Origin of the sequence: Pseudoalteromonas sp. PPB1 (assembly GCF_015356275.1) — a bacterium.
Taxonomy (GTDB): domain Bacteria; phylum Pseudomonadota; class Gammaproteobacteria; order Enterobacterales; family Alteromonadaceae; genus Pseudoalteromonas; species Pseudoalteromonas rubra_D.
The window spans coordinates 1-21,320 of record NZ_JACEQV010000044.1 but is presented as its reverse complement, the minus strand read 5'-3'; the positions used below and the strand labels follow the sequence as shown (position 1 = coordinate 21,320).

General features: G+C 45.1%; 21 protein-coding genes. 10 read left to right on the top strand and 11 right to left on the bottom strand.

Features of this window, described 5'->3' with window-relative positions:
• Positions 1–77: 77 nt before the first annotated feature.
• The 5 genes from IY568_RS23735 (at position 78) to IY568_RS23715 (ending at position 4,730) form a co-directional block, all read left to right on the top strand.
• The gene (locus tag IY568_RS23735) at positions 78–809 is read left to right on the top strand and encodes a substrate-binding periplasmic protein (RefSeq protein ID WP_323744780.1); all 732 of its coding nucleotides are present in this window, start codon (positions 78–80) and stop codon (positions 807–809) included.
• Positions 810–1,256: 447 nt separating this feature from the next.
• The gene (locus tag IY568_RS23730; protein ID WP_228553552.1) at positions 1,257–1,943 is read left to right on the top strand and encodes a phosphoribosylanthranilate isomerase; all 687 of its coding nucleotides are present in this window, start codon (positions 1,257–1,259) and stop codon (positions 1,941–1,943) included.
• A gap of 63 nt (positions 1,944–2,006) precedes the next feature.
• Positions 2,007–2,705, top strand: coding sequence for a uracil phosphoribosyltransferase (upp, locus tag IY568_RS23725; protein ID WP_125562046.1), 699 nt, complete (start codon positions 2,007–2,009; stop codon positions 2,703–2,705).
• Positions 2,702–3,610 (top strand): EamA family transporter, encoded by a 909-nt coding sequence (locus tag IY568_RS23720; protein WP_058797515.1) that lies wholly within the window; start codon positions 2,702–2,704, stop codon positions 3,608–3,610. Before upp ends, IY568_RS23720 begins: the two co-directional genes overlap by 4 nt.
• A gap of 31 nt (positions 3,611–3,641) precedes the next feature.
• On the top strand, positions 3,642–4,730 hold the full coding sequence (locus IY568_RS23715) for an alkene reductase (RefSeq protein WP_194868884.1): 1,089 nt from the start codon (positions 3,642–3,644) through the stop codon (positions 4,728–4,730).
• A 101-nt stretch (positions 4,731–4,831) separates the two neighbouring features.
• Here IY568_RS23715 and IY568_RS24990 read toward each other — a convergent pair whose 3' ends face one another.
• The 8 genes from IY568_RS24990 to IY568_RS23675 form a co-directional block, all read right to left on the bottom strand.
• Positions 4,832–5,026: a hypothetical protein gene (locus tag IY568_RS24990; RefSeq protein ID WP_228553551.1), complete on the bottom strand. Its 195-nt coding sequence runs from the start codon at positions 5,024–5,026 to the stop codon at positions 4,832–4,834.
• A gap of 206 nt (positions 5,027–5,232) precedes the next feature.
• The gene (locus IY568_RS23705) at positions 5,233–5,568 is read right to left on the bottom strand and encodes a hypothetical protein (RefSeq protein ID WP_058797511.1); all 336 of its coding nucleotides are present in this window, start codon (positions 5,566–5,568) and stop codon (positions 5,233–5,235) included.
• Positions 5,569–6,028: 460 nt separating this feature from the next.
• Positions 6,029–7,198: a hypothetical protein gene (locus IY568_RS23700; RefSeq protein WP_194868883.1), complete on the bottom strand. Its 1,170-nt coding sequence runs from the start codon at positions 7,196–7,198 to the stop codon at positions 6,029–6,031.
• A gap of 1,036 nt (positions 7,199–8,234) precedes the next feature.
• Positions 8,235–8,672, bottom strand: a complete 438-nt coding sequence (locus tag IY568_RS23695; protein ID WP_194868882.1) for a T6SS immunity protein Tdi1 domain-containing protein — start codon at positions 8,670–8,672, stop codon at positions 8,235–8,237.
• A 93-nt stretch (positions 8,673–8,765) separates the two neighbouring features.
• Entirely contained in the window at positions 8,766–9,062 is a 297-nt protein-coding gene (locus IY568_RS23690; protein WP_194868881.1) for a hypothetical protein, read from the bottom strand.
• A 411-nt stretch (positions 9,063–9,473) separates the two neighbouring features.
• Complete coding sequence (locus IY568_RS23685; RefSeq protein WP_138539716.1) at positions 9,474–9,899, bottom strand: hypothetical protein; 426 nt, start codon at positions 9,897–9,899, stop codon at positions 9,474–9,476.
• Positions 9,900–10,008: 109 nt separating this feature from the next.
• Positions 10,009–10,395 carry a hypothetical protein gene (locus tag IY568_RS23680; RefSeq protein WP_228553550.1) on the bottom strand — a complete coding sequence of 129 codons (387 nt, stop codon included), beginning with the start codon at positions 10,393–10,395 and terminating at the stop codon, positions 10,009–10,011.
• A 62-nt stretch (positions 10,396–10,457) separates the two neighbouring features.
• Positions 10,458–10,949, bottom strand: a complete 492-nt coding sequence (locus tag IY568_RS23675) for a hypothetical protein (RefSeq protein WP_194868880.1) — start codon at positions 10,947–10,949, stop codon at positions 10,458–10,460.
• A 1,229-nt stretch (positions 10,950–12,178) separates the two neighbouring features.
• Here IY568_RS23675 and IY568_RS23670 point away from each other — a divergent pair.
• The 5 genes from IY568_RS23670 to IY568_RS23650 all read left to right on the top strand — a co-directional run bounded on the left by IY568_RS23670 (position 12,179) and on the right by IY568_RS23650 (position 19,413).
• A complete protein-coding gene (locus tag IY568_RS23670; RefSeq protein ID WP_194868879.1) occupies positions 12,179–13,429 on the top strand; it encodes an efflux RND transporter periplasmic adaptor subunit in 1,251 nt (416 codons plus the stop codon).
• 9 nt (positions 13,430–13,438) lie between these two features.
• Positions 13,439–14,167 carry an ABC transporter ATP-binding protein gene (locus IY568_RS23665; protein WP_138538912.1) on the top strand — a complete coding sequence of 243 codons (729 nt, stop codon included), beginning with the start codon at positions 13,439–13,441 and terminating at the stop codon, positions 14,165–14,167.
• A gap of 8 nt (positions 14,168–14,175) precedes the next feature.
• The gene (locus IY568_RS23660) at positions 14,176–16,614 is read left to right on the top strand and encodes an ADOP family duplicated permease (protein WP_228553549.1); all 2,439 of its coding nucleotides are present in this window, start codon (positions 14,176–14,178) and stop codon (positions 16,612–16,614) included.
• Between the two features lie 88 nt (positions 16,615–16,702).
• Complete coding sequence (locus IY568_RS23655) at positions 16,703–18,085, top strand: sigma-54-dependent transcriptional regulator (protein WP_194868878.1); 1,383 nt, start codon at positions 16,703–16,705, stop codon at positions 18,083–18,085.
• Positions 18,086–18,090: 5 nt separating this feature from the next.
• Positions 18,091–19,413 (top strand): sensor histidine kinase, encoded by a 1,323-nt coding sequence (locus IY568_RS23650; RefSeq protein ID WP_194868877.1) that lies wholly within the window; start codon positions 18,091–18,093, stop codon positions 19,411–19,413.
• Between the two features lie 197 nt (positions 19,414–19,610).
• Here the strand turns inward: IY568_RS23650 and IY568_RS23645 are convergent, their stop codons facing one another.
• The 3 genes from IY568_RS23645 to IY568_RS23635 form a co-directional block, all read right to left on the bottom strand.
• Entirely contained in the window at positions 19,611–20,093 is a 483-nt protein-coding gene (locus tag IY568_RS23645) for a YfbM family protein (protein WP_125562066.1), read from the bottom strand.
• A gap of 113 nt (positions 20,094–20,206) precedes the next feature.
• A complete protein-coding gene (locus IY568_RS23640; protein ID WP_194868876.1) occupies positions 20,207–20,647 on the bottom strand; it encodes a DUF6678 family protein in 441 nt (146 codons plus the stop codon).
• Between the two features lie 171 nt (positions 20,648–20,818).
• Positions 20,819–21,178, bottom strand: coding sequence for a hypothetical protein (locus IY568_RS23635; protein ID WP_194868875.1), 360 nt, complete (start codon positions 21,176–21,178; stop codon positions 20,819–20,821).
• Between the last annotated feature and the right edge of the window lie 142 nt (positions 21,179–21,320).

The window sequence follows — 21,320 nt, the reverse complement described above, 5'->3', positions numbered from 1 at the left end:
GTACCAAGGCGGCCGCTTCCACCTTAAATTCCTGTGTAAAAGTACGACGTTTTCTGGTCATAGACACCTCTCATTGAGTGGTAATAATACCACCTAAAATAGTGTCCGGTTTTATTGAATCACAACAGTCCGGTTTTATTGAATCACAACACTTCCCACCTTATTCCTATAAAAACGAGGCAGGCCAGATGACAGGTATTCTGGTCGACATTGTCACTGAAGTCATTGAAAAGCAAATGGGCCTGAATGTAGTGCATAAAGGCTACCCCTGGGGCAGAGCCCAAAGAATGGTGTTCAACGGACAGGCAGATGCTTTTATCTCTGTGCCCACCGATGCGCGACTCCAGCATGTCAGTATCTCTGATACGCCGGTATTTGTCGGGCCCATCAACCTCTTCACCTACCGTCATCACCCTGACCTGGACGTTCTGATGCGTGTATCGGACACTGAAGGCCTGCGCGCTTTTCAGATCCTCGACTATATAGGTAATGGCTGGGGAGAAGCCAATCTGCCGCAAAATCAATATACCCGCAGTCTGACACCCAATATCTCGAATGCACTGCAGATGCTGGCAAAGAAAAGAGGCGATGTGGTGGTAACCGACAAAGTGGTTGCGCGGTATTTTATCGCAAAGCACCAATTACAGGATGCCATCATTGAAATACCCACAACCCTCGACATCGTCTCTTTCTCACTGTGTATTTCTAATCAATCACCCCATCTCGGCATACAGGCGGCCTTTTCAAAAAAGATAACCCAGTTTCGCCAGCAAGGGGGTGAGCAAAGCGTTTTGGAGAAATACCGCTAGGCACGGGCCCGATAAAATGCCCGGGCGATGACATCTCTCCTCATTCGCAACTACCCTGTCATGCCAACAGCTGAGTTAGCGATAACATTCCCCCGCCCAAAGTCCTCGTTCAGATTTATACACAGTAAAGACATCTTAAAAGTGCCACTATAACACGATCACAATCCTGGCCCCCCTCTCCCGGACTCCATACACCACCCCAAAAAACAGGCTTTTTCTTTGCCCTGAGGGGTCTTAACTAGCACTTGCAACGAGAAGCTTCACCAAGCCAAAATTTTTTAATCATATAACCATATGAATTTAAATGGAAAAGTAATTTCCATGTTAAAAAACGAGAAAAAAACAAATATCTTTATACAAAGATACTTGACGGTATCAGAAATAACCTATATCTTTAACTCAAGATTCTTTAAACAAACTTAACTTTAAACAATTAGGAGATATACCATGAATAACATCACTAACATCATCCAAGTAGCTGGCATCATTGACCGTGAAGAAGCAGAACTGTGTCTGGCAGAAGGCATTGAATGGTTGGGTTTCCCACTACGTCTGCCATCTGGTAAAGACGACATCACTGAAGGTGACGCAATCAGCATCATCAAAGATCTCAGTGAACCTCAGGCAGGCGTTCTAATCAGCTACATGGTAGACGCAGACGAAGTAAGCGGTTTTTGTTCAGAGCTGGGTGTAAAAGCTGTACAGCTACATGGCGACATCAGCGTTGCTGAAATGAAAAAACTACGCGCACTTCGCCCTGACCTCTACATCCTGAAGAGCCTGGTTGTTAAGGAAGATAATGCTGATGAGCTGCTGACGCTGGTTGATGAAGTGGCCGAATACGTAGACATGTTCATCACAGATACGTTTGACCCTAAAACTGGTGCCAAAGGTGCCACGGGCCTGACCCATAACTGGGACGTGAGTGCTGAGCTGGTTCGCCGTTCGCCTAAGCCTCTGATGATGGCTGGTGGCCTGAACCCAGACAACGTGGCAGATGCAATCCGCAAAGTTAAACCAGCTGCCATTGACGCGCACACAGGCCTGGAAGGCGCAAACGGTCGTAAAGACCGCGCTAAAGTCCAGAAGTTTATCAGTGAAGCACAAAAAGCCTTCGCAGAAATCAATGCTTAATCATCATATCTGAGTCAGGTGCTCTACAAGCGCACCTGACTCTCATCACTAAGGAGAGATACCATGCTTGCAACTAACCTAAGGTCACTATCCAGACCCGACTATAACACTGCAAACGTTATTGAACTGGAGCAAACGGATCGACTGCACTATTTGCATACTAAGGTGCGCGATAAAACAGCCAACAAACGTCAGTTTACCTTTTACGCCGATCAGATCATTCGTCTGCTATTGGAAAAAAGCCTGGAAAGACTGAACTTTGAAGGGCTGAATGTCACTACGCCGGTTGGCGAAACTTATGAGGGCAAACAATTTGCGAAGCCTCTGTGCGGTGTATCTGTGGTACGTGCAGGCGAAAGTATGGAAAACGAATTACGTCGCTTGGATCTCAATATTCCAATTGGGAAAATTCTCATCCAACGTGACCCAACAACCAAATTACCAAAACTCTATTATTCCAAACTGCCGGACAACGTTGAAAAGTTCCATGTGCTTCTTTTCGAACCTATGCTGGCAACGGGTGGCTCGGCCATTTGTGCCCTGGACGTGATGACCAAGGCCGGTGTTAAACCAGAAAACATCACCTTCGTAAACCTACTGTGCTCACCAGAAGGATTGCAAAAAGTCACCGCTCAATTCCCGGACGTCACCATAGTGACCTCATCTATCGAGCAGCGACTGAACGAACACGCCTTTATGATCCCCGGTATCGGAGATTTCGGCGACCGCTACTTTGGCACTACAGACCTGGGGGCTGTATGAGCAACAAGCAGCTAATTTTTTGGATGGTGGTTGCGATGATCGCACCCACCATCTGGGGTAGCACCTATATTGTTACCACTGAACTTTTACCAGCAGACAAGCCACTGATTGCGTCCGTTTTACGGGCGCTACCAGCAGGCATCCTGCTGGTGTTACTGGGCCGTAAGCTACCACAAGGTGTGTGGTGGATGCGCTCAATCATTCTTGGTTTGCTCAACATCGGTGGCTTCTTTTACTGCTTATTTGTCGCCGCTTACTTATTACCAGGTGGTGTCGCAGCGTTAGTCATGTCATGCCAGCCAATCATTGTAATGTTACTTGGCGCACTGCTGCTAAAGAACAAATTAAAAGCGCGTCAATTCGTCGCCTGCCTGATAGGCGCATTAGGTGTGTCTTTACTGGTACTTGAGCCCAATATGGAATTGCCAACCGCTGGCGTATTAGCAGGACTTGCAGGGGCCATGTCCATGGCAACAGGCATTGTACTGACCAAAAGATGGGGTAAACCCGAAGGTGTGTCTTTATACACATTCACCGGCTGGCAACTGGTTGTCGGCGGCCTGTTTTTGCTACCAATAGGGCTAGTCCAGGAAGGCTTTCCGACCGAGTTAACAGTTAATAATGTAATCGGCTACACCTATCTGAGCCTGATAGGCGCATTGGTTGCTTATGTATTGTGGTTCAAGGCGATTGAAAAGCTACCTGTGGTCACCGTGTCTTTCATCTCATTCGCCAGCCCATTATCGGCAACACTACTGGGTTACTTCATACTCGGCGAAGTACTGACATTCAGCCAAATACTGGGGGCCGGTGTCATCGTAGTGGCGATAGCCGTGTCGCAGCAACAGCTGTTTAACCGAACACTTGCGAGTCCATCAACGGATAAGTCGCTTTCTAAGGCGTAACAAAGACTTTTAAATAATTAAGGATATTGCAATGAACACTTTATTTGACACAACTCAATACGGCAGCATCAAAGCAAACAACCGTTTCGTTATGGCACCGATGAGCCGTAACCGTGCCACAGAGCTTGGCCTGGCAACCCCTTTGATGGCGACCTACTACAGCCAGCGGGCAACCGCCGGACTCATTGTCACTGAAGGGATACAACCCAACCAGGTTGGTCAGGGCTACATGAACTCACCGGGTCTACACACCTATGAACAGGCACAAAGCTGGTTGCAAGTCACCGACGCGGTGCACGAAAAAGGAGGCAAAATCGTTGCCCAGTTTATGCACTGTGGTCGCATTGGCCACCCCAGCCTGTATCCCAGTGCACACCAATCCGTTGCGCCCTCAGCGGTCACGGCAAATGGCCAGACATTTACCCCTGATGGCATGCAAGATTTTGCGCCACCAAGAGCGCTGAGCTATGAAGAGATCCAGGCAACCATTGCTGACTATGCACAGGCTGCTAAGTACGCCATACTCGGCGGGTTTGACGGCGTTGAGATCCACGCAGGCAACGGCTTTTTACCTCATCAGTTTTTAGCCAACAACACCAATCTGCGCGACGATGAATACGGCGGCAGCATTGAGAATCGCATCCGCTTTACCCTTGAAGTCATTGCCGCCGTTGCCAATGCCATCGGCGCGGATAAAGTGGGCCTTCGTATCTCACCACATAACCAGTTCAATGACATTAATGAAACCGATACCCTGCCTTTATATCAGGCACTGATTAAAGCATTACCGGCGAATCTGGCATACCTGCATATCATGGAAGCGGCGTGCCGTGAGACCAGTCAGCAGATCCGTGCACTGTGGCAAGGTCCTTTGATCCTTAACCCACATCAGTCATGGGAAGACGGCCCGGCAACGCCTGCTATCGCCACTCAGGTACTGGAACAAGACCTGTGTGATGGCGTAGGCATTGGTGCCCTGTTTGTGGCTAACCCGGACCTGGTAGAAAGAGCCAAAGTGGGTGCTGAATATAACGAAGTGGATGACAGTAAGTTTTATGGTGGCGGGGCCGAAGGCTATACCGACTACCCGACACTTGAGGAGGCAGAATTGACCGCCTGAGTCTATTTTATGGTCTGACTCTCCTTTACTGACCGCAAGGGTGATTTATCACCCTTTTTTGTTTTGCCACTTGATAACAACAGCATTGCGAGAAGTCCTTGCTACAAGCCAATATAGGCCAATACTTCGTCTTGTTTTTCAAAATTCATAATCGACTGACTATGCTTGACTCTATCACCGACTAAAACAAAGTTAACACCAAGTGCTTTACACGCGTTCAAATCCCAGCTTCCATCACCGAAATAGGTAAATGATAAACGCACCTCCTTAACGGCCCTTTTTTCAGCGATTTTCATAATCTCGATTCTTGAGTAATGATCATGTGCAGAAGCAATGGGAATGTCTGAAATATCAATGCCAGCAGACGTCAACTTTAAGAGAGCGCTTTCATACCATCCACCCGTTGCAAGCGAAATTGAAACATTGTCGAGCTCCTTTAAACGGGCGATAAATGCAGCAGCTTAGCTATTAACGCCATCAACTATTGACATATGATATCACATTACTGTTGACTAAATTCTATCATGTCAAGAGTTAAGATATGACTTGGTGAACACGCCTTACCCTCACCACTTACAAAAACATAACCAAGTGTTTTTTGAGCTGTATATGCTGTAAGCAAAGATGAAATTAACGCTGTATTATCATTATTGACTTTGGCATGCATACGATAATGATAACCACCCTCACATGCATTTAACGCCGGAGAAAAGCGAACATAAGTGACGTTGTTAGTTACCCGCAAACTCTGAACTTTAATTGGCCCTGATTGATAAACCTGCGCATTGGATACGCTACAAAATAAGAAAAGAAAACACCCGATGATTAATTTTTTCATAAATATTCCTTTGTTTAATGTTCGGTATATACCGATGAATTAGTAGGATTGCTGGTTTGGCTCTGTTTCTAAGCCTTAGCACCGCCCACTAAGGGTACTTACCCAAAATGGGAGCGACAAAATACCACTAGGAGCACTCGCCTTCAAGCCTGCTGCTCACTATAGAAAACGAGCCTTACTGGAAATATCGATGAAATATCCATCATGAGGTTTTTGCGGGGAGGATTTTGTGAGAACATGCACTAAGTGAATGTACTGAGTGTACCAGTGTTCCGAGGACATCCATCTTAAAACATCCGATAAGCTAACCTGCCTCTTGCTCTACGTCAGCAACAATTGCTCCCCCTCTGATCCATTGAGCTAGAGCTGAAGATAAACGACGTATCATCTGTGCACAAATTATGAATAGGGTGTCTTCGAAAAGCAGTACCGATAAAATTTGCCCGACCGCAGCGCTTTGTTAGCCAGTGCTTGTTAAATCAATGTTTGATGAAAAAGCTCTGGCTACTTCAGCTCTATCACTATATGCGCTCAATAAAGTATAAATGGCAGTTACCATAGAATAATTCACGACCCTGTCATCATGCGATAGCAAGTAACCCGCAACCTTTTGGGGAGTAAAATCAATGAATATCAATTCATTTATCTCCCACGAATCATATGCTTTAGCAGTTGTGTTGTAGTCATGAATATGTGCTGATATGTATTTATCTCCATAATCTCTAAGGTCGACATACCCTATTAGATTCCATTCATGAAAGTCGCAATTAAAGACACAAGAGACGACTTTGATTGATGACAATTCATTCGGTTCTAAATTTATTCCAAACTCTTCTGATAGAGCTCTAGAAGCTGCCTTTGAGGTATCTAGCTTACTATTTGAAATGTCATCAATAGTCATTCCTTCTACCGCACCGCATACTATACGGCTTTCATTGACAGCAGTTCCTTTTCCTCTTTCAACAAAAATCAACTTGTTATCACCCGTAATAATCCCAATCAAAATACCGAAGCTATTGCTAAAAAATGGCTCCATTGTATGACTAGGTTCGTTGATTATTCTTTCAATATCTCGATTATCCAGATTACGAAATACAGATGTTGCTGCACGCTGATGTACATAACCTGAAGATTGGCAGATGCTTATCTGAATTTGCTTCTTTTCACTAACAGGAGAACGTCCAACAGAAATTTTTGACAGTGCTATCTTTGGTGTTCCCTCAAAAATTTCACCTCTATTCTTCTTTTCGTTCCAGTATTTGAGCTGATTTTCAAATTCAGCCCTATATTGATTCGGGCAATCAGGCACAGAATTTAATAGCTTGGTAATCAAAAAATCTTTCGAATACCCCTGGATAGAATAATCCAATACATAAATACTTGCTTTCGCCCTTCCGAATGAGAAGAGCTTTCCTTCTTGGCTACCTCTAAGTTCTTCGGAGTGCGCAATAAGACTCTTTAATTTCTTATTATCGATTTGGGATTTTCTGTACTCTTTGACCTTCTCAGAAATGTATACACCAACTGTATATTTAAATAAGTATGGTAAGCCACCAATTACCAAAGCGGTTGAAAAGCTCCATAGAGGATGGTTCGAAATTAAATCTACTAATTCTATGAAAAAGTCCATAACTACTCTTGAGCTCCTATGACTTGTGCCTAGTGCTTAACATAAGAAAAAAGCAAACCGCTCGCCCATTCTTGCCACATGCATCAGAATGGCATTCTGATAAAGGTGAACATCGCGAGTACATCCACTTAAAAATACCTGATAAGCTTATATGACTTTTCCTTATCCTCGCCACAATCTGTCCCAAAAAACCCTTAAGAATCGCCTTAAAACAGACGACGAATCATCTGCTCACGAGCTTTGAAATGGGTGTCTTCGAAAATTTCTTCTCTTCGAAGATTTCTTCTCAGGGCTTCAATACTCATACATATATAATCCATCACTAACCCATCTTCATGCGGGTAATTATATGGATACCTTCCTAATGTTAGGATCTTAAAAATAAACCAACCTACGTAATAACAAACTGTATTGATTAGAAAGCCTACAATTATTCGTAAAAAAAATTGTAGTGTCATTTCGAACACGCGACCTCCTATTCCCTATAACGCCTTGCTATGAGACGCGCACTTGAGCAACTTGCTAAAAGTTACCTGCTACGATGCCCGCTATGATTAATAGTGCCAAACCTAGCATGAACCAGTTTCCGAACTTGCGACTGGCATTAGATGCTTCGGCGCTGATTGGCTGCATTGGAAGTGACGCTAACTCACAGAAGCGGCCAGCCAGCCAAATGAAAGGTATGGCCACTAAAACATAAATATTATTACTGAGAAAGAATACATAAATTGTCAGCGCTATTGCCAGCCAAGAAACCACAAACGGCCAGGCTGATTGAAAACCAAATCGATACTTTGAGTGAACGTAACTCAGCTTGCCGCAGCTACTACATATTGCCGGCATATCAGATCCGCACCAAAACTTGGCCCAAATACCTATTCCTTTACTCTTACAGTGCGGGCACTTAAACATAAAGACCTTTAACGCCAAGCTAAGCGGCAAATTTGGAGTGGACGTTTTTGTGTTAGCGTAGCGTTAAAGCATAAAAATCGGCCACGGAAAGTTTGTCCTTGCTTGAGCGCCTTGTTATGCGAGTTTAATCGGTAACTCGCAGTTGAATTTGTGCACCATCTGGTAGGTCTTTGATTTGTTTTGCTACGTGACCCGAAAACCTAATAAGCTCATGCAGCGGTGCGGTTTTAATATTTGAAATTGCATACTCACCACCTAGAGCACCAGGGGTGACTAAACAGTATTTTTGACCTTTGGTTAATGCCCCAATATGCTCACTTGCTTGCTCGACTAAAGCTTGCATGTACCAATCTTCTAGGAACTCTTGATCGGTAGAAAGGCTATCTAGTTCTTCGCGATTGGTTGCGACAATTTCACAGTAAACATCTTCAGGGCAAAGACGCCAATAACAACCAGTAGAATCTTTGATCATTAGGTTACCGAAGTCGTTTTCACCTACGACCTCGACAGGATCGATACCAACCCAACCCCAAGATTCTTTGATTTCTTGAATAATATTCATGACTTCCTTTTACGCATAACGCTTTAATATTAGGAATTTTTGCACATTTTAGAGCGAAGCGACAGTGTAAAAATGTCCTTAGTAATTAACTTGTTAAATGGCATTTGGCACGTTATTAAATTTAGTTTTTTTGAACACAGTATTGAACTCTGATTGAGTGATTTCTTTTTCACCCTCGCCTAAAAGCTCAAATTTTCCCTCGGATAGCATTCCAAATTTATCTTCGATGTGGTCATCACCATAATAAAGGGCATCTCCTGAAGCAAAAATCTCAAGTTGTTTTGAAACATATCCATCTTCTCCTATTTCAAAATACCAATCAGATGTTCCCCAATGATCTATTTCATTGCCCGTTGATTCATCCCAATGCCAAAAATAATACTTCTTCATTTGATATGCCATTTAACGCCAAGCTAAGCGGCGCCGGTTACGGCGTCCTTTCTTGAGCGCCTTGTTAAGCGTTTAACCCAAAACGCTAGAATATAAAACACCATAAGATGAACAATCATCTCGTAATAAGTTAAATCATATGATCCTTCACCGTCAGACCAAATAAACCAGTGCAAAAAAGGAATTGGCCCAATAAAACCTTGGTACATCCACAGGCGCCACCAGATAATTGAGGCAACTAGACATACAAATATGCCACTGCTGTGAATTAGTAATGTTTTCAATACCTGTACGATTTTCATTTCTGACGTTTAACGCCCCACTTAGCCGCAGCCACATGGAGCTTGTTTTGTGTTAGCGTAGCGACAACACAAAACAAGCGGAGTGAGAGCTGTCGGGTACAGTGGCTTGTTAAGTGTTTTTCTTGGCAAGCTCATAGATATAGCCAGAATATGAAAGAAAGATTTTGGTTCCGGCTTGTATCACAAAGGAACCAAACACACGCCAGGGCTTTCCACCACAAAAGATCTCGATATTTTCCACACTTTCTAAATTCTCAATACCTAAGTCACTGAAAAATACTCTATGGTATGAGTGTAAGTCTCGTTCATTAAACATCTCTGTTTGGTAACTAACTTCACTACAAGTATCTGTGCCAACTGTTGCTTTTCCATCCTCGTAGCTTATTGCTAGGGACAGAAATTTATTTGCCTCATCTTCTGACATATTACTGATAGCTGAAGCTGCAATCCTATCGACCGTCCATTGCCCAATATATTCTTGGCCATATGACCAAGAAGAAAATAAAATCAAAAATGGTACTAGCAAGTTCTTCATATCTCTCCTGAACACTTAACGCCGTTGTAATTTGCATTTTTGGAGTGGAGAATTTTGTGCTATCAAGCACAAAAGGCGTAACGGAGAAAATGTCAATTTGACAACTTTGTTATGCGCTGATTTCAAAACTAAACTCCCCACCCGATATTAGAACCTTACCAAATTCTCCATGTACTTCGAATTCACTTTCAGTTTTTGCAAAATACTCAATGTTACCGTAATCGACAGCGCCATCTAGGTCTGTTGATGGGGTCACTTGGCTTTGTAAAAGAAGGCCTCTTACGTTTGACCACCCTGAAAATTTCAATACTCCATTTTTGTAGCAAGTGTACTCTTTCTCTTTTGGCTCAGAGTAGAAATCTGATTCTGGCCAAATGCTTACTTCTAGCCTAAAAGAAAGGTCACTATCTTCTAGCTGCCAAGAGGTAACGAAGGAATCAAACAAATCGATACCTTTAAAAAATCCCATTTCTTCCCACGACTGCTTATATTTCATTCTCTGTGCTACGCATAACGCTTTACTCAGCGGTGCGTTTACGCATCCGCTGGAGTGACTTGTTAGTTGTCAGTTTCTAAATGCAACCGTAGTTCATTTTTTAACGCCTCAATTTCTGACAAAAGTAAGTTATAAGACTCTTCAGCCAACTTACGATACTTTTCTCTTGGATCAGGGCTTTGAAAAGTAGTTATAGCCATACCATTGAACTCTTGTTTAGGAGGTAAAGACTTCACATGGTGTTTAGACCATTCTTCAAATTTACCGCAACATGAAAAATAAGAATCCGATATATTCTTTGGCGCCAACAACTCAACTTTTGCATTCATTTTGCTAAATTCAGAGTGCAAAGTGAATTGCTTGTTACCCAACACTTCATGCATACCAGTTTCAAATAAAGCATATATATCAGTATAAAGAGCTATTTTTTCAGCTCGCTCAATGATTTTTTCAGAACGTAACTCATCTCGCTTTTTTAGACTCCAAGCATAGTAAGCGGTCAACATAGCAAACAAGCCTGCTAATACTGAAGTAATTACGGGTACATAATTCAAATACTAACTCCTTTTGACAACTAACGCCGTTGTAACCGACTAATAATAGTTGGCTAAAATTTGTGAGGCACGAACAAAGCCAACTGTTATTTGTCCGCGTTTACAACCTTGTTAGGTATACTTTAGCCTTCTTAGCTCGTTGTCATTTGGAAGTGGCTTTTCTGGCCTATTTAAGCAATACCTGCAATTTGCATCGCCACACTTTTTCTCTAACCACTTATTACAGTAAGCACAAATATATGCGTCATAATCGTCGTAATAAATAACTTCCGAATTACAGTAAGCACATTTTGTAACGTCAGTATCCATTACTTGACCATTGATTCGAAGACACCCTGCAATTGTTACAGTGCCATCTTTGGGGTTTTCGACTATGTACTCTGAATATTCCATGTATACCTAACAGAGTATTAGCGTGAATGCCGGTTAAACCCCGTCCCCAGAGCTCAGCCAACTCACTACCAAATTAATTTATTCATTTTAATAACAATAACCTACCACCATGACCCCTTGTCTACAAGTCTATAGCCGTCTGTAGAAAACGAGACTTGGTATTAGCAAGACTTACGGTCTCGTTATGTAAAACAACTAGCTCTATTAATTTCATATACTTAAGAATAGTTGCGGCATAAACGAGACTTGATAGTTCAGAGAAAGCGAGAATTACGACTGGAAAAATGAGCTCCAGCATTTAGAAATGTATAAATTTACAACTCCGAAAGTCGCAATGACACCTATCTCCAAACACACGAATTTTGAGTGGATGTACTCGAAAAAATGTCTCTTCTAATCAGTCTACTTCCGTGTGGTGTTTAAGCAGATCCCGGCTCGCACGCGTCCGGAATGACGGAGTGGTTTATCGGTTTTGCCTGAAACGAGCCAAACGGAGTGGCATTCAACGTAACACGACAAAATCAATGGCTTGCTTACGGTTGTTACAATGGCACCCAACTGTAAAAACAAAAAAGCACTAAAATTTGCAAAGACATATACCTGCAAAAAAATGCTTCAACGACCTAAACACCAAAGCGCCTTCCAGGTTGATTAACCACCTTAGTAATACCCTTCACACCGCCAGTCTCATCTTTGAGCCTAGTCCCAAATTAAATCCCAAATATGGGACTGAAAAATCCCAAAAACAAAAAAGGCATTAAATATCATATGGTTAAAAATTGGCACAATGCCTGCTCTGTTACTCTCAAATTGTTCTTATTCGACCAGGAGTGAAAATGGACATTGCAGTAACGACAAAAAAGACAAGATCTCCGCGGACATTAGTCATAGCACTTATCACGCTAGTGGCGGTGGCTTTTGGTACCTACCAAGTGTGGCAGTACTCTCGTGCGGAACTTACACTCAAAGCCAATTCATTGATCATTAATCAGGTCAAAAGAGGTAGTTTCACGGTAACCGTGCGTGGTAATGGCGTGCTGGTTCCTGAAAATGTGCAATGGCTGTCGGCCAGTGGCGATGCCAAAGTAGAGGCACTGCTCTACAAGCCAGGACAAGAGGTACGCCAGGGCGACGAGATTGTGCGCTTAACGAATCCCCGCTTAGAGCAACAGCTGGCTGAGGCCAAGTGGGAATTCTCTGCGCTGGAAGCCGAGCACCAGGCCAGTGATTTAGCTGAGAAAGCCGCGATTGCACAACAACGCGCCGATATGCTCAATGCCCGAATGGCAGTTGACGGTGCTGAACACGAATATCAGGCGCACCTTGAGTTAATTGAAACTGGCGCTGTCTCAAAACTGGACTTTCAGCGCGCCAAAATTGCCCTTGAACAGGCACGCCAAACACTGGCATCCAGAAAAGAGCAAATGGCTGAATCGGCTAAAAGCTTAAAAGCGCAGCAACATGCCCGCTTTGCCAGGCTCAACCAGCTAAAAAATCGGGTGTCGCGCATTCAAACGCAAGTGGATGAGCTGAGTGTCCGCGCATCCATTGATAGCATTATTTTAGCGCTACCCGTTGAAGTTGGTCAGCATGTCAGTATGGGCAGCAACATTGCCAAGCTGGCCGACCAGGGGGCGCTCATCGCAGAGCTGCAAGTCCCTGAGCTACAAATTCAGCAAATCAAAGTGGGCCAGAAGGTCACCATTGATACCCAAAACAACCAGGTTTTGGGCCAGATCACACGTATCGACCCTGAAGTTGTGCAAGGCAATGTGCAAGTCGATGTTGCCTTTAGCGAGCCATTACCGAGCGATGCGCGGCCTGCGCTTAGCGTAGATGGTGAAATCACCATCGCAGAGCTTGATAACACCCTGTACGTATCACGCCCCTTATTTACCCAAAGTCAGACCCAATCCAGTATTTACAAACTCAGCTCAGATGGTTTAATGGCCACGCGTACAGCCGTGCAACTCGGGTTGGGCTCTGTCAACTATGTACAAATTATTCAAGGACTTGAAGAGGGTGATCAGATAGTCACTTCTGATCCAAGCCGCTTCGAAAGTTATAACCAATTTAGAATCAACTAGGAAACCGCCATGACTCAGCCTGTATTAGCATTAAAAAATCTCAGTAAAGTCTTTTTCTCTGACGACCTGGAAACCCATGCACTTAACGATGTATCACTGCAAGTGCACCAACAAGAATATATTGCCATTTCCGGGCCATCTGGTTCTGGCAAGTCGACCCTGTTATCCCTGTTAGGTCTGCTGGATACACCAACCTCAGGGAGTTACCAGCTGGCAGGACATGAAGTGGGGAATATCAGCAAAACGGAACGCGCCCGGATTCGCAACAATCAAATAGGATTTATTTTTCAGTCTTTTAATTTGATCAGTGATTTAGATGTGATGGAAAACGTCGAGCTCCCCCTGACCTACCGTAAAGATTTAAGTAAGTCGCAGGTTAAGCAGATGGCGGCTGACGCGTTAGCCAAGGTCAATATGAGCCACCGTACTAATCATTACCCATCGCAGCTATCAGGTGGTCAGCAGCAACGTGTTGCCATAGCCCGCGCCATCGCCGGTTCGCCCAGCTTAATTCTGGCGGACGAACCTACCGGCAACCTGGACTCTAAAAATGCCCACGATGTACTGGCGCTGCTTGATACCCTTCATCAAGAAGGAGCTACCATTTGTATGGTAACGCACGACCCGCGCTCCGCCGAACGGGCACAACGCAAAATTGAAGTACTTGATGGCAGGATCATTGCCGATCACAAAACCCACGCTGCACAGCCTGAGCTTGCAGACGTCGTGCACAGTTAAGGGGAAAGATGATGAGTATTCGCAGCGATATCAAATATGCCCTGCGCCTGCTGGCAAAAAAGCCCAGCTTTAGCGCACTCACCGTGTTTGTGATGGCAACAGGTCTTGGCTTGAGTGTTTACCTGTTCTCATTTATGAATACGATGCTATTTAAGCCTTTACCCTTTGAAGACGGTGAGCACTTGATTGAGCTCACCACCTCAACCAATGGCCAGCGTAATTTTGGTGACTTTAATATTCATGATTTTGCCGAGGTCGAAGCGCAGTTATCCGGAGCCAGTGAGTTTAGCGCCTATCGTAGCGCCGTTGTTAATATTGCCGGGCGTGACGGCGCACGCAGATACCAAAGCGCAGATGCGCGTGCCAATTTGTTTGAACTCACCCGCACCGCCCCGTTGTTAGGCAGAACATTTACAGCAGAAGAAGACAAGGTTGGCGCGCAGAATGTGGTGGTACTGGGTTACGATATCTGGCAAAACCATTTTGGTGCAGATCAGGAGATCCTGTCACGCAGTGTCGATATTAACGGCCAGCCTTATCGTATCATTGGCGTGATGCCAGAGGGCTATTACTACCCACGCCGGGCTCAGCTTTGGCGGCCTCTGCGCGATAATCCGCAGCAAGTCTCGCGAGATCAAAACGCACAGGTAACGGGATTAGCACTGAGAAAACCTGGCGTATCGATTGAACAACTCGACAACGAGCTGACGCTGATCATGCAGCGCCTGGAGCAACGTTACCCAAAAACCAACTCGGGCCTGAGCGCGTATGCACTCACCATGCACCAGTCTACCGCGGATGGCGGCATGTCGGTGGTTTATGTTATGCATACTGCTGCAATCCTTATCTTAGTGTTGGCGTCCGTCAATGTGGGCAACTTGTTGTTGTCACGCGCCGTTGAACGCTCTCAGGAAACGGCCATTCGTGTTGCACTGGGCGCACCAACTGGACGGTTACTGAGTCAGATGTTATGGGAAAGCCTGTTGATCTGTGGTTTGGGTGGTTTAATTGGACTGTTGCTCGTTGGCTGGGGGTTAGAAATCACACAAACAGTTACCAATCAGTTCTTTACCGACAGACCGCCATTTTGGTGGGACTTTGGCATAGACGCATACACCCTGAAAGTCTTTTTTAGTTTTCTGGTGGGTACCATTTTTGTCACTGGCTTTTTGCCCGCATGGCGAAACATCAACGGCGACTTTAATGCGGTTCTGCGCGATGGCACGCGCGGTGCGCTGGGCAAAGGCGCAGGTAAACTCAACAAAGCGCTGGTAATTGGCGAGGTATTTTTATCTATCACCATTTTGATTGTTGCTGCTGTGATGATCTCTGCAAGCTATAAGGCCACTTATGCAGATTATGGTGTTAATACCCAGGATAAACTGGTCGGGCAAATTACCCTGCCCGCTGAGCAATATCAGACGGATGAACAAAGACGCCAGTTTGTACAAACGCTTAAAGCGCAGCTAGACGCCCAAAGTGGGTTTAGCAGCAACATGCTCACATCAGCGTTACCGGGTTTTGGGGATAAACGCCCCGCTGTTGCGGTAGCCGGTCAGGAATATGGTCAGCAAGGTTTATCCAGCTACCCAAGAGCCAACCAGATAGCCGTAGTCCCGGGTGCATTGCAACACTTAGAGGCAAAGTTACTCGAAGGCCGCTTTTTTAGCGACTCAGACAACACCGAGGATAAACGCACTGTGATTGTCACAGACAGTTTTGTACAGCAGTACATGAATTCGGAGCAACCGGTTGGGCAACGCGTGCAGTTTATTAATGAAGATGGCAGCAAAGGGCCGTGGTTTACGATTGTTGGTGTTGTTAAACATGTCGTACAAACCATGCCTAACAGAGATAAAGCAGTGAGGACTCCGTCCGTCTATCTGCCTTTTGCACAATCGCCGCGCGCCTCTGTTTTCATCAGTGTGCAACTGCAAAGCGACACACAGAGTGCTAAAACCGCACTAACCCGGGTGGTAAATCAGATTGATCCTCAGCTGCCTGTATTCAATATCGCCACTTTGGATGATCGCCTCACGCAACGTGTTGCACCACTGAGATTTGTCGGGGGCGTATTTGTGCTGTTTGGTTTAGCTTCGCTGTTACTGGCTGCCAGCGGCATTTACGGGGTAATGGCCAACACCATTTCGCAGCGCACTCAGGAGATTGGGGTAAAACGCGCGCTGGGCGCCAGCGAAAATCGTATCACCGTTGAGTTTTTGCTATCAGGCACCACGCAGTTGCTGCTCGGGGCAGTGCCCGGACTGGCAATCGGCTTAGCACTGGGATACGCCATGTCGGTGCCCATTGGCGTTGAGTTCTTCGATGTTGCTGTAACTGCGGTCGTGCTTACTGGCGTACTTAGCCTGGTAGTATTGCTGGCAACCTACCTGCCTACGCAACGCGCACTCAGCAATGAGCCAGCGCACGCGCTGCATAACCACTAATACACCCACAACTAAGCGCAGCTTTTTATATATTCGCTGCGCTTTTGTTGTACACTGAGTTCACTTAAGCGGTTGATAACAAAAATTTATGAACGACCCAATTTTAATTCTTGATGACGATGAAGGCATCAGACATGCATTGAGCCTGCTGTTGCTGGAAGAAGGCTATGCCAGTTTACAGGCCAGCTCGCCAGATCAGGCAACACGACTACTCAAACAGCATACCGTTAGCCTACTGATCACGGATTTAAACTTTACTCAAGATACCACCTCCGCCCAGGAAGGGCTGGCATTGATAGAGCAAATTAGAGCGGACGATGAACATTTGCCAATTATTGCCATTACCGGTTGGGGGAGTATCGAGATTGCAGTCAAAGCAATGCAACTGGGTGCCAACGACTTTGTTCAAAAGCCATGGGAAAACGAGCGATTACTGACGATCATTCGCACCCAGCTACAGCTTGCAAAAGCCCATAAACGCACCCAAAAGTTAGCCGTTCACAATCAGCTGCTACAAAATGAACTGGGTGTGGTGTCGGGGCTGATAGCCCATTCCGAGCCCATCAAACAGGTTCTGTCGACTTTATCTCAGGTGGCCAAAAGCGATGTCAGTGTGCTGCTGACGGGAGAAAATGGCACAGGAAAAAGCCTGTTTGCGCGGTATTTACATGATTTATCGCCCCGAAAAGACGAGCAGCTGATCAGCGTAAATATGGGCGCAGTCAGCGAAAACTTATTTGAAAGCGAGATGTTTGGCCATGTTAAAGGTGCTTTTACCGATGCCAAGTCGCACCGCATTGGCCGCTTTGAGCTGGCCGATGAGGGCTCACTGTTTTTAGATGAAATTGCCAATACCCCCTACTCTCAACAAGCCAAGCTTCTGCGCGTACTCGAAGAAAGGCAGTTTGAAAAAGTCGGTGCCAGTAAAACACAGTCAGTCAATATTCGTTTGATTACCGCCACCAATGCCAACCTGGATGACGCCGTGCATCAAGGTAGTTTTCGAAAAGATCTGCTATATCGCATCAATACCGTACAAGTACATATTCCACCCTTGCGAGAACGCCAGGCCGATATTCTGCCGTTAGCGCAGCACTTTTTACGGCGCTCAATTGAGAAGTACGCAGCACAGGGGCGTGTTTTAACGCCGCAAGCACAAAATGCCCTGCAAGCATACCATTGGCCCGGTAATGTCAGAGAGCTCGCTCACCTGATGGAGCGGGCACACATTCTGGCGCCCACCGAGCAAATTGATGTGACGCACCTCAATTTATCTTCTGAGCAGCCGCGCCAGAGCGCGCCGAGCAGTGAGGGCACAGAGCAGGAACCACTGATGACCCTGGCTGAACTGGAGCAAAAAGCCCTGGAACGCCGTATGTCGCACTTTCAGGGGGATGCCGTTGCCGCTGCGCACTCCTTAGGGCTGAGCCGCAGTACCTTTTACCGACGTTTAAATAAAACAGGTAAATAACACTTATGCCTAAGTCAGCGTCATACGAATCTCAGCTTTGCTATTTGTACCTTGCCAGTGCTGTGCCTTTGCTCTTTTTACTCATTGTCACCATGTTGCTCACCGACATATCGGTGTGGCTGGTGGCGCTGTGTGCATTGCTGGGCGTGATAGTGCTGACCTGGAGTACCTTATATATCAAACAAAAAGTGGTGTACCAGCTGCGAACCCAAACCAATTTGGTAGAGGCCCTAGCACAAGGTGACTACACACTCAGAGCACACACAGGCGCCCATGAAAATGAATTAACGCCACTGTTTAATGCCATCAACCGACTTGCCGAGCGTTTGAGTGCACAGCGCTGGCAATCAGCGGAATCTCAGCAACTGGTGCAAACCGTACTTGAGCATATCGATGTGGCGATTTTAGCCATAGACGACAAGCAGACCATTGCGTTGTCTAACCCAGCTGCACAAACCCTATTCGCACTGGACGACACCCGTACAAAACAGACTCTGCCCAAGGCACTAGCCGTAGTCAGTCAACTGGAGTCCGGGCAAAGCCAGGTAATTGAACTGCCAGTGGCATTGCAAACCAAACGCTACAATGTGCATGCAGAACAATACTTAAGTGAAGGCAAAGCATTTAAATTGCTGTTTATTACCGATGTGCATTCATTATTGCGCAGCGAAGAGCGACACGCCTGGCAAAGGCTGATCAGAGTGATGAGCCATGAGATAAACAACTCACTCTCTCCGATCACCTCTATTTCGCAAACCTTAGCGAAAATCGTCAACAAACGCTGTGAGCCAGACATCCAGGCGCCACTCATCGAAAACCTAAACTTTATTCAGCATCGCGCCGGCGAGCTCAGTAAATTCATCGAAAGCTATAATCAACTGGCCCGACTGCCTGAGCCAGAGCGCAAAACCTGCTCACTACACTCGCTTATCGCTAATTGCCAGAAGCTCTTTCCACAGTGTGAATTCATTCTGCTCAATGCACATGACCTGTCGCTCTGTGTCGATCCGGTGCAATTTGAGCAGCTGTTTATCAACCTCTTTAAAAACGCCTGCGATGCCGCAGAGCAAGCCAATGTAGACTGCCAGATAGAGATTGACTGGCAGCTTATCAATCAGCAAGTGCGCATTACCATTTGCGACAATGGCATTGGCATAAAAAACACCGACAACTTATTCGTGCCCTTTTACAGCACTAAGCAACAAGGCTCAGGTATTGGCCTGGTACTTTGCCAGCAAATCATTGAAGCTCATCAGGGACGTTTGTCTTTACACAATCGCCAGACGCAGCAAGGGTGCTGCGCAGCACTGGCGCTGGAGCAGTTATAGTGGACTGGTGTTAGTGAAGTCGAGAGCAATCGTCATTTGTGGCGTTGTTCAGGCTAATAAACCTCAAGGTATCTTTTATACCAACCCTACTACGCCTCGCTCAACCGGCGCAGATTAGCAAGCTAAGTAACGACGAAAGAACGCAAATCGGCTTTGCGTCCTTTGTGGTTTCAGCTTTTGTTAGGCTTTATCTCCTACTAGCATAGAAACAAAATCATAGCTTGGTTATTTATTGATGCATCTTTAAATGTTTCACGAACTTCGTTGTAATTATCTGCGATATAATCGAGCAGCTCTTCCCCTTCATCCCAGATTTGAGGATAAATATCATTCTTTTTCAATCCTTTTGGGTCAAACTTAGACCTGAAAGATTTTTCGTCAATCTCTTCTAGCGCTACAGCCACAGCCCTTACTTCAGAAGGCGAAAGGGAGCGCGCAGGACCATAGCCAACATCTTCATCACTGATGGGAGTACCACCGAGAACAACATTAAAATATGGCTCCAAACCTTCCCATTCGCTTCCGTTCAAAATGAAATGAATAGCGTGCCATGCTTTATCTATATCGATAATATCGTCTTCTTTTGTTTCGTAAATAAACTCTGAGAGTGACTCAGGGTTCTCTTTCAGTAAATTAAGCTCTTCCTCAGAAACTGGAAGATAATTTCCAATCATTGACATTGATTTGTACTCTCCGTGAGTCCAACGCCCTAATAATGGGCTAAAAAAGCTAGGCTATACTTGTGAGCAACGCGAATCAAGCCTAGCTTTTTTAGTCCGCGTTGATTAGTTTGTTAGGTGTTTTCATTGTTAAAGTTTAAGTAGCATTTTGGGGCATACCCCCAAACTCTTACAAAAGTATTATTAAATTCGAACTCGACACCTACGTTTTTAATAAACTCTAATATCTCATTTTTTAAGTTAGTTACAACAGTATGTCTACTACCGTTTACAATGTGAAAATCTACTTTCTCATAGCAAATATCAAACCACTCCACACCTAAAAATGGAAAAGGAAGATGATAAGTCCAGTCATTTTCCCATTGTGATATCTGCCCGTTAATCCATTTAGAACGGTTGGCGACAAACCATTGCTTGTCTCTAAACGCGGTTAGGATTTCATTCCATTTAGTGTTATTGCACAACCCCACCAACTGCTTTTGGTGTATTTGATTTAGCAACTTTAATTTATCTATTTCTTGAGGGCAAGATTCTGCCATTGGCAGTAAGCTCATAGAAACACCTAACAGTATATTAGTGAGAATGCCGGTTTAAGCCTACTCACAATTTCTTTACAAGCCACTACTAAAACACAAATAGCAGACACCCATTCCAAAACTTGTCTGCCACCTATAACAAACACAGACAACGCAGGGTGTCTGTGTTTTCATTATGTTTTCATTTTGCTATTCATTGTTTGGCAGTAGCTTAGCGTTAACCATTTTTAAGTAAGGCCCAACGCCGTCGTTCCAGTTTAAACCAAATGCTCCAGGAGGGTGACCTGCAATGAATAGTCTGATTGTAGTCGTTCCCTCATCAAAACTGTCTACTACCAAATCTGCACAAGGAAGGATAGCTTCTTCTCCGTGATACATTTTTTCAACCAAGTAATTAGTTGTCTCTTCCCAGCCTTCTGCTAGCGTTCCAGAGAGTGAGATTAGTCTAATATTTTCTGTTGGTAACTGCTTTCCAATTTGAATACTCGCTTTATCTATGGCTTCTCTAAGCGAGCCTCTTGTGATTATTGAAAACTCCATTTCAGTCATAGATTACCCCTGAGAGGCCTTGTTGATCAAATCCAGATAGCTTAGGCAACAATGCGATTTCAGCTGTTTCCCTGATATTCAGGCATACCTAGCCCAGCCATTCTATTGAGCACTTTCACTTTGATCATCGCTTCAGTGTGCT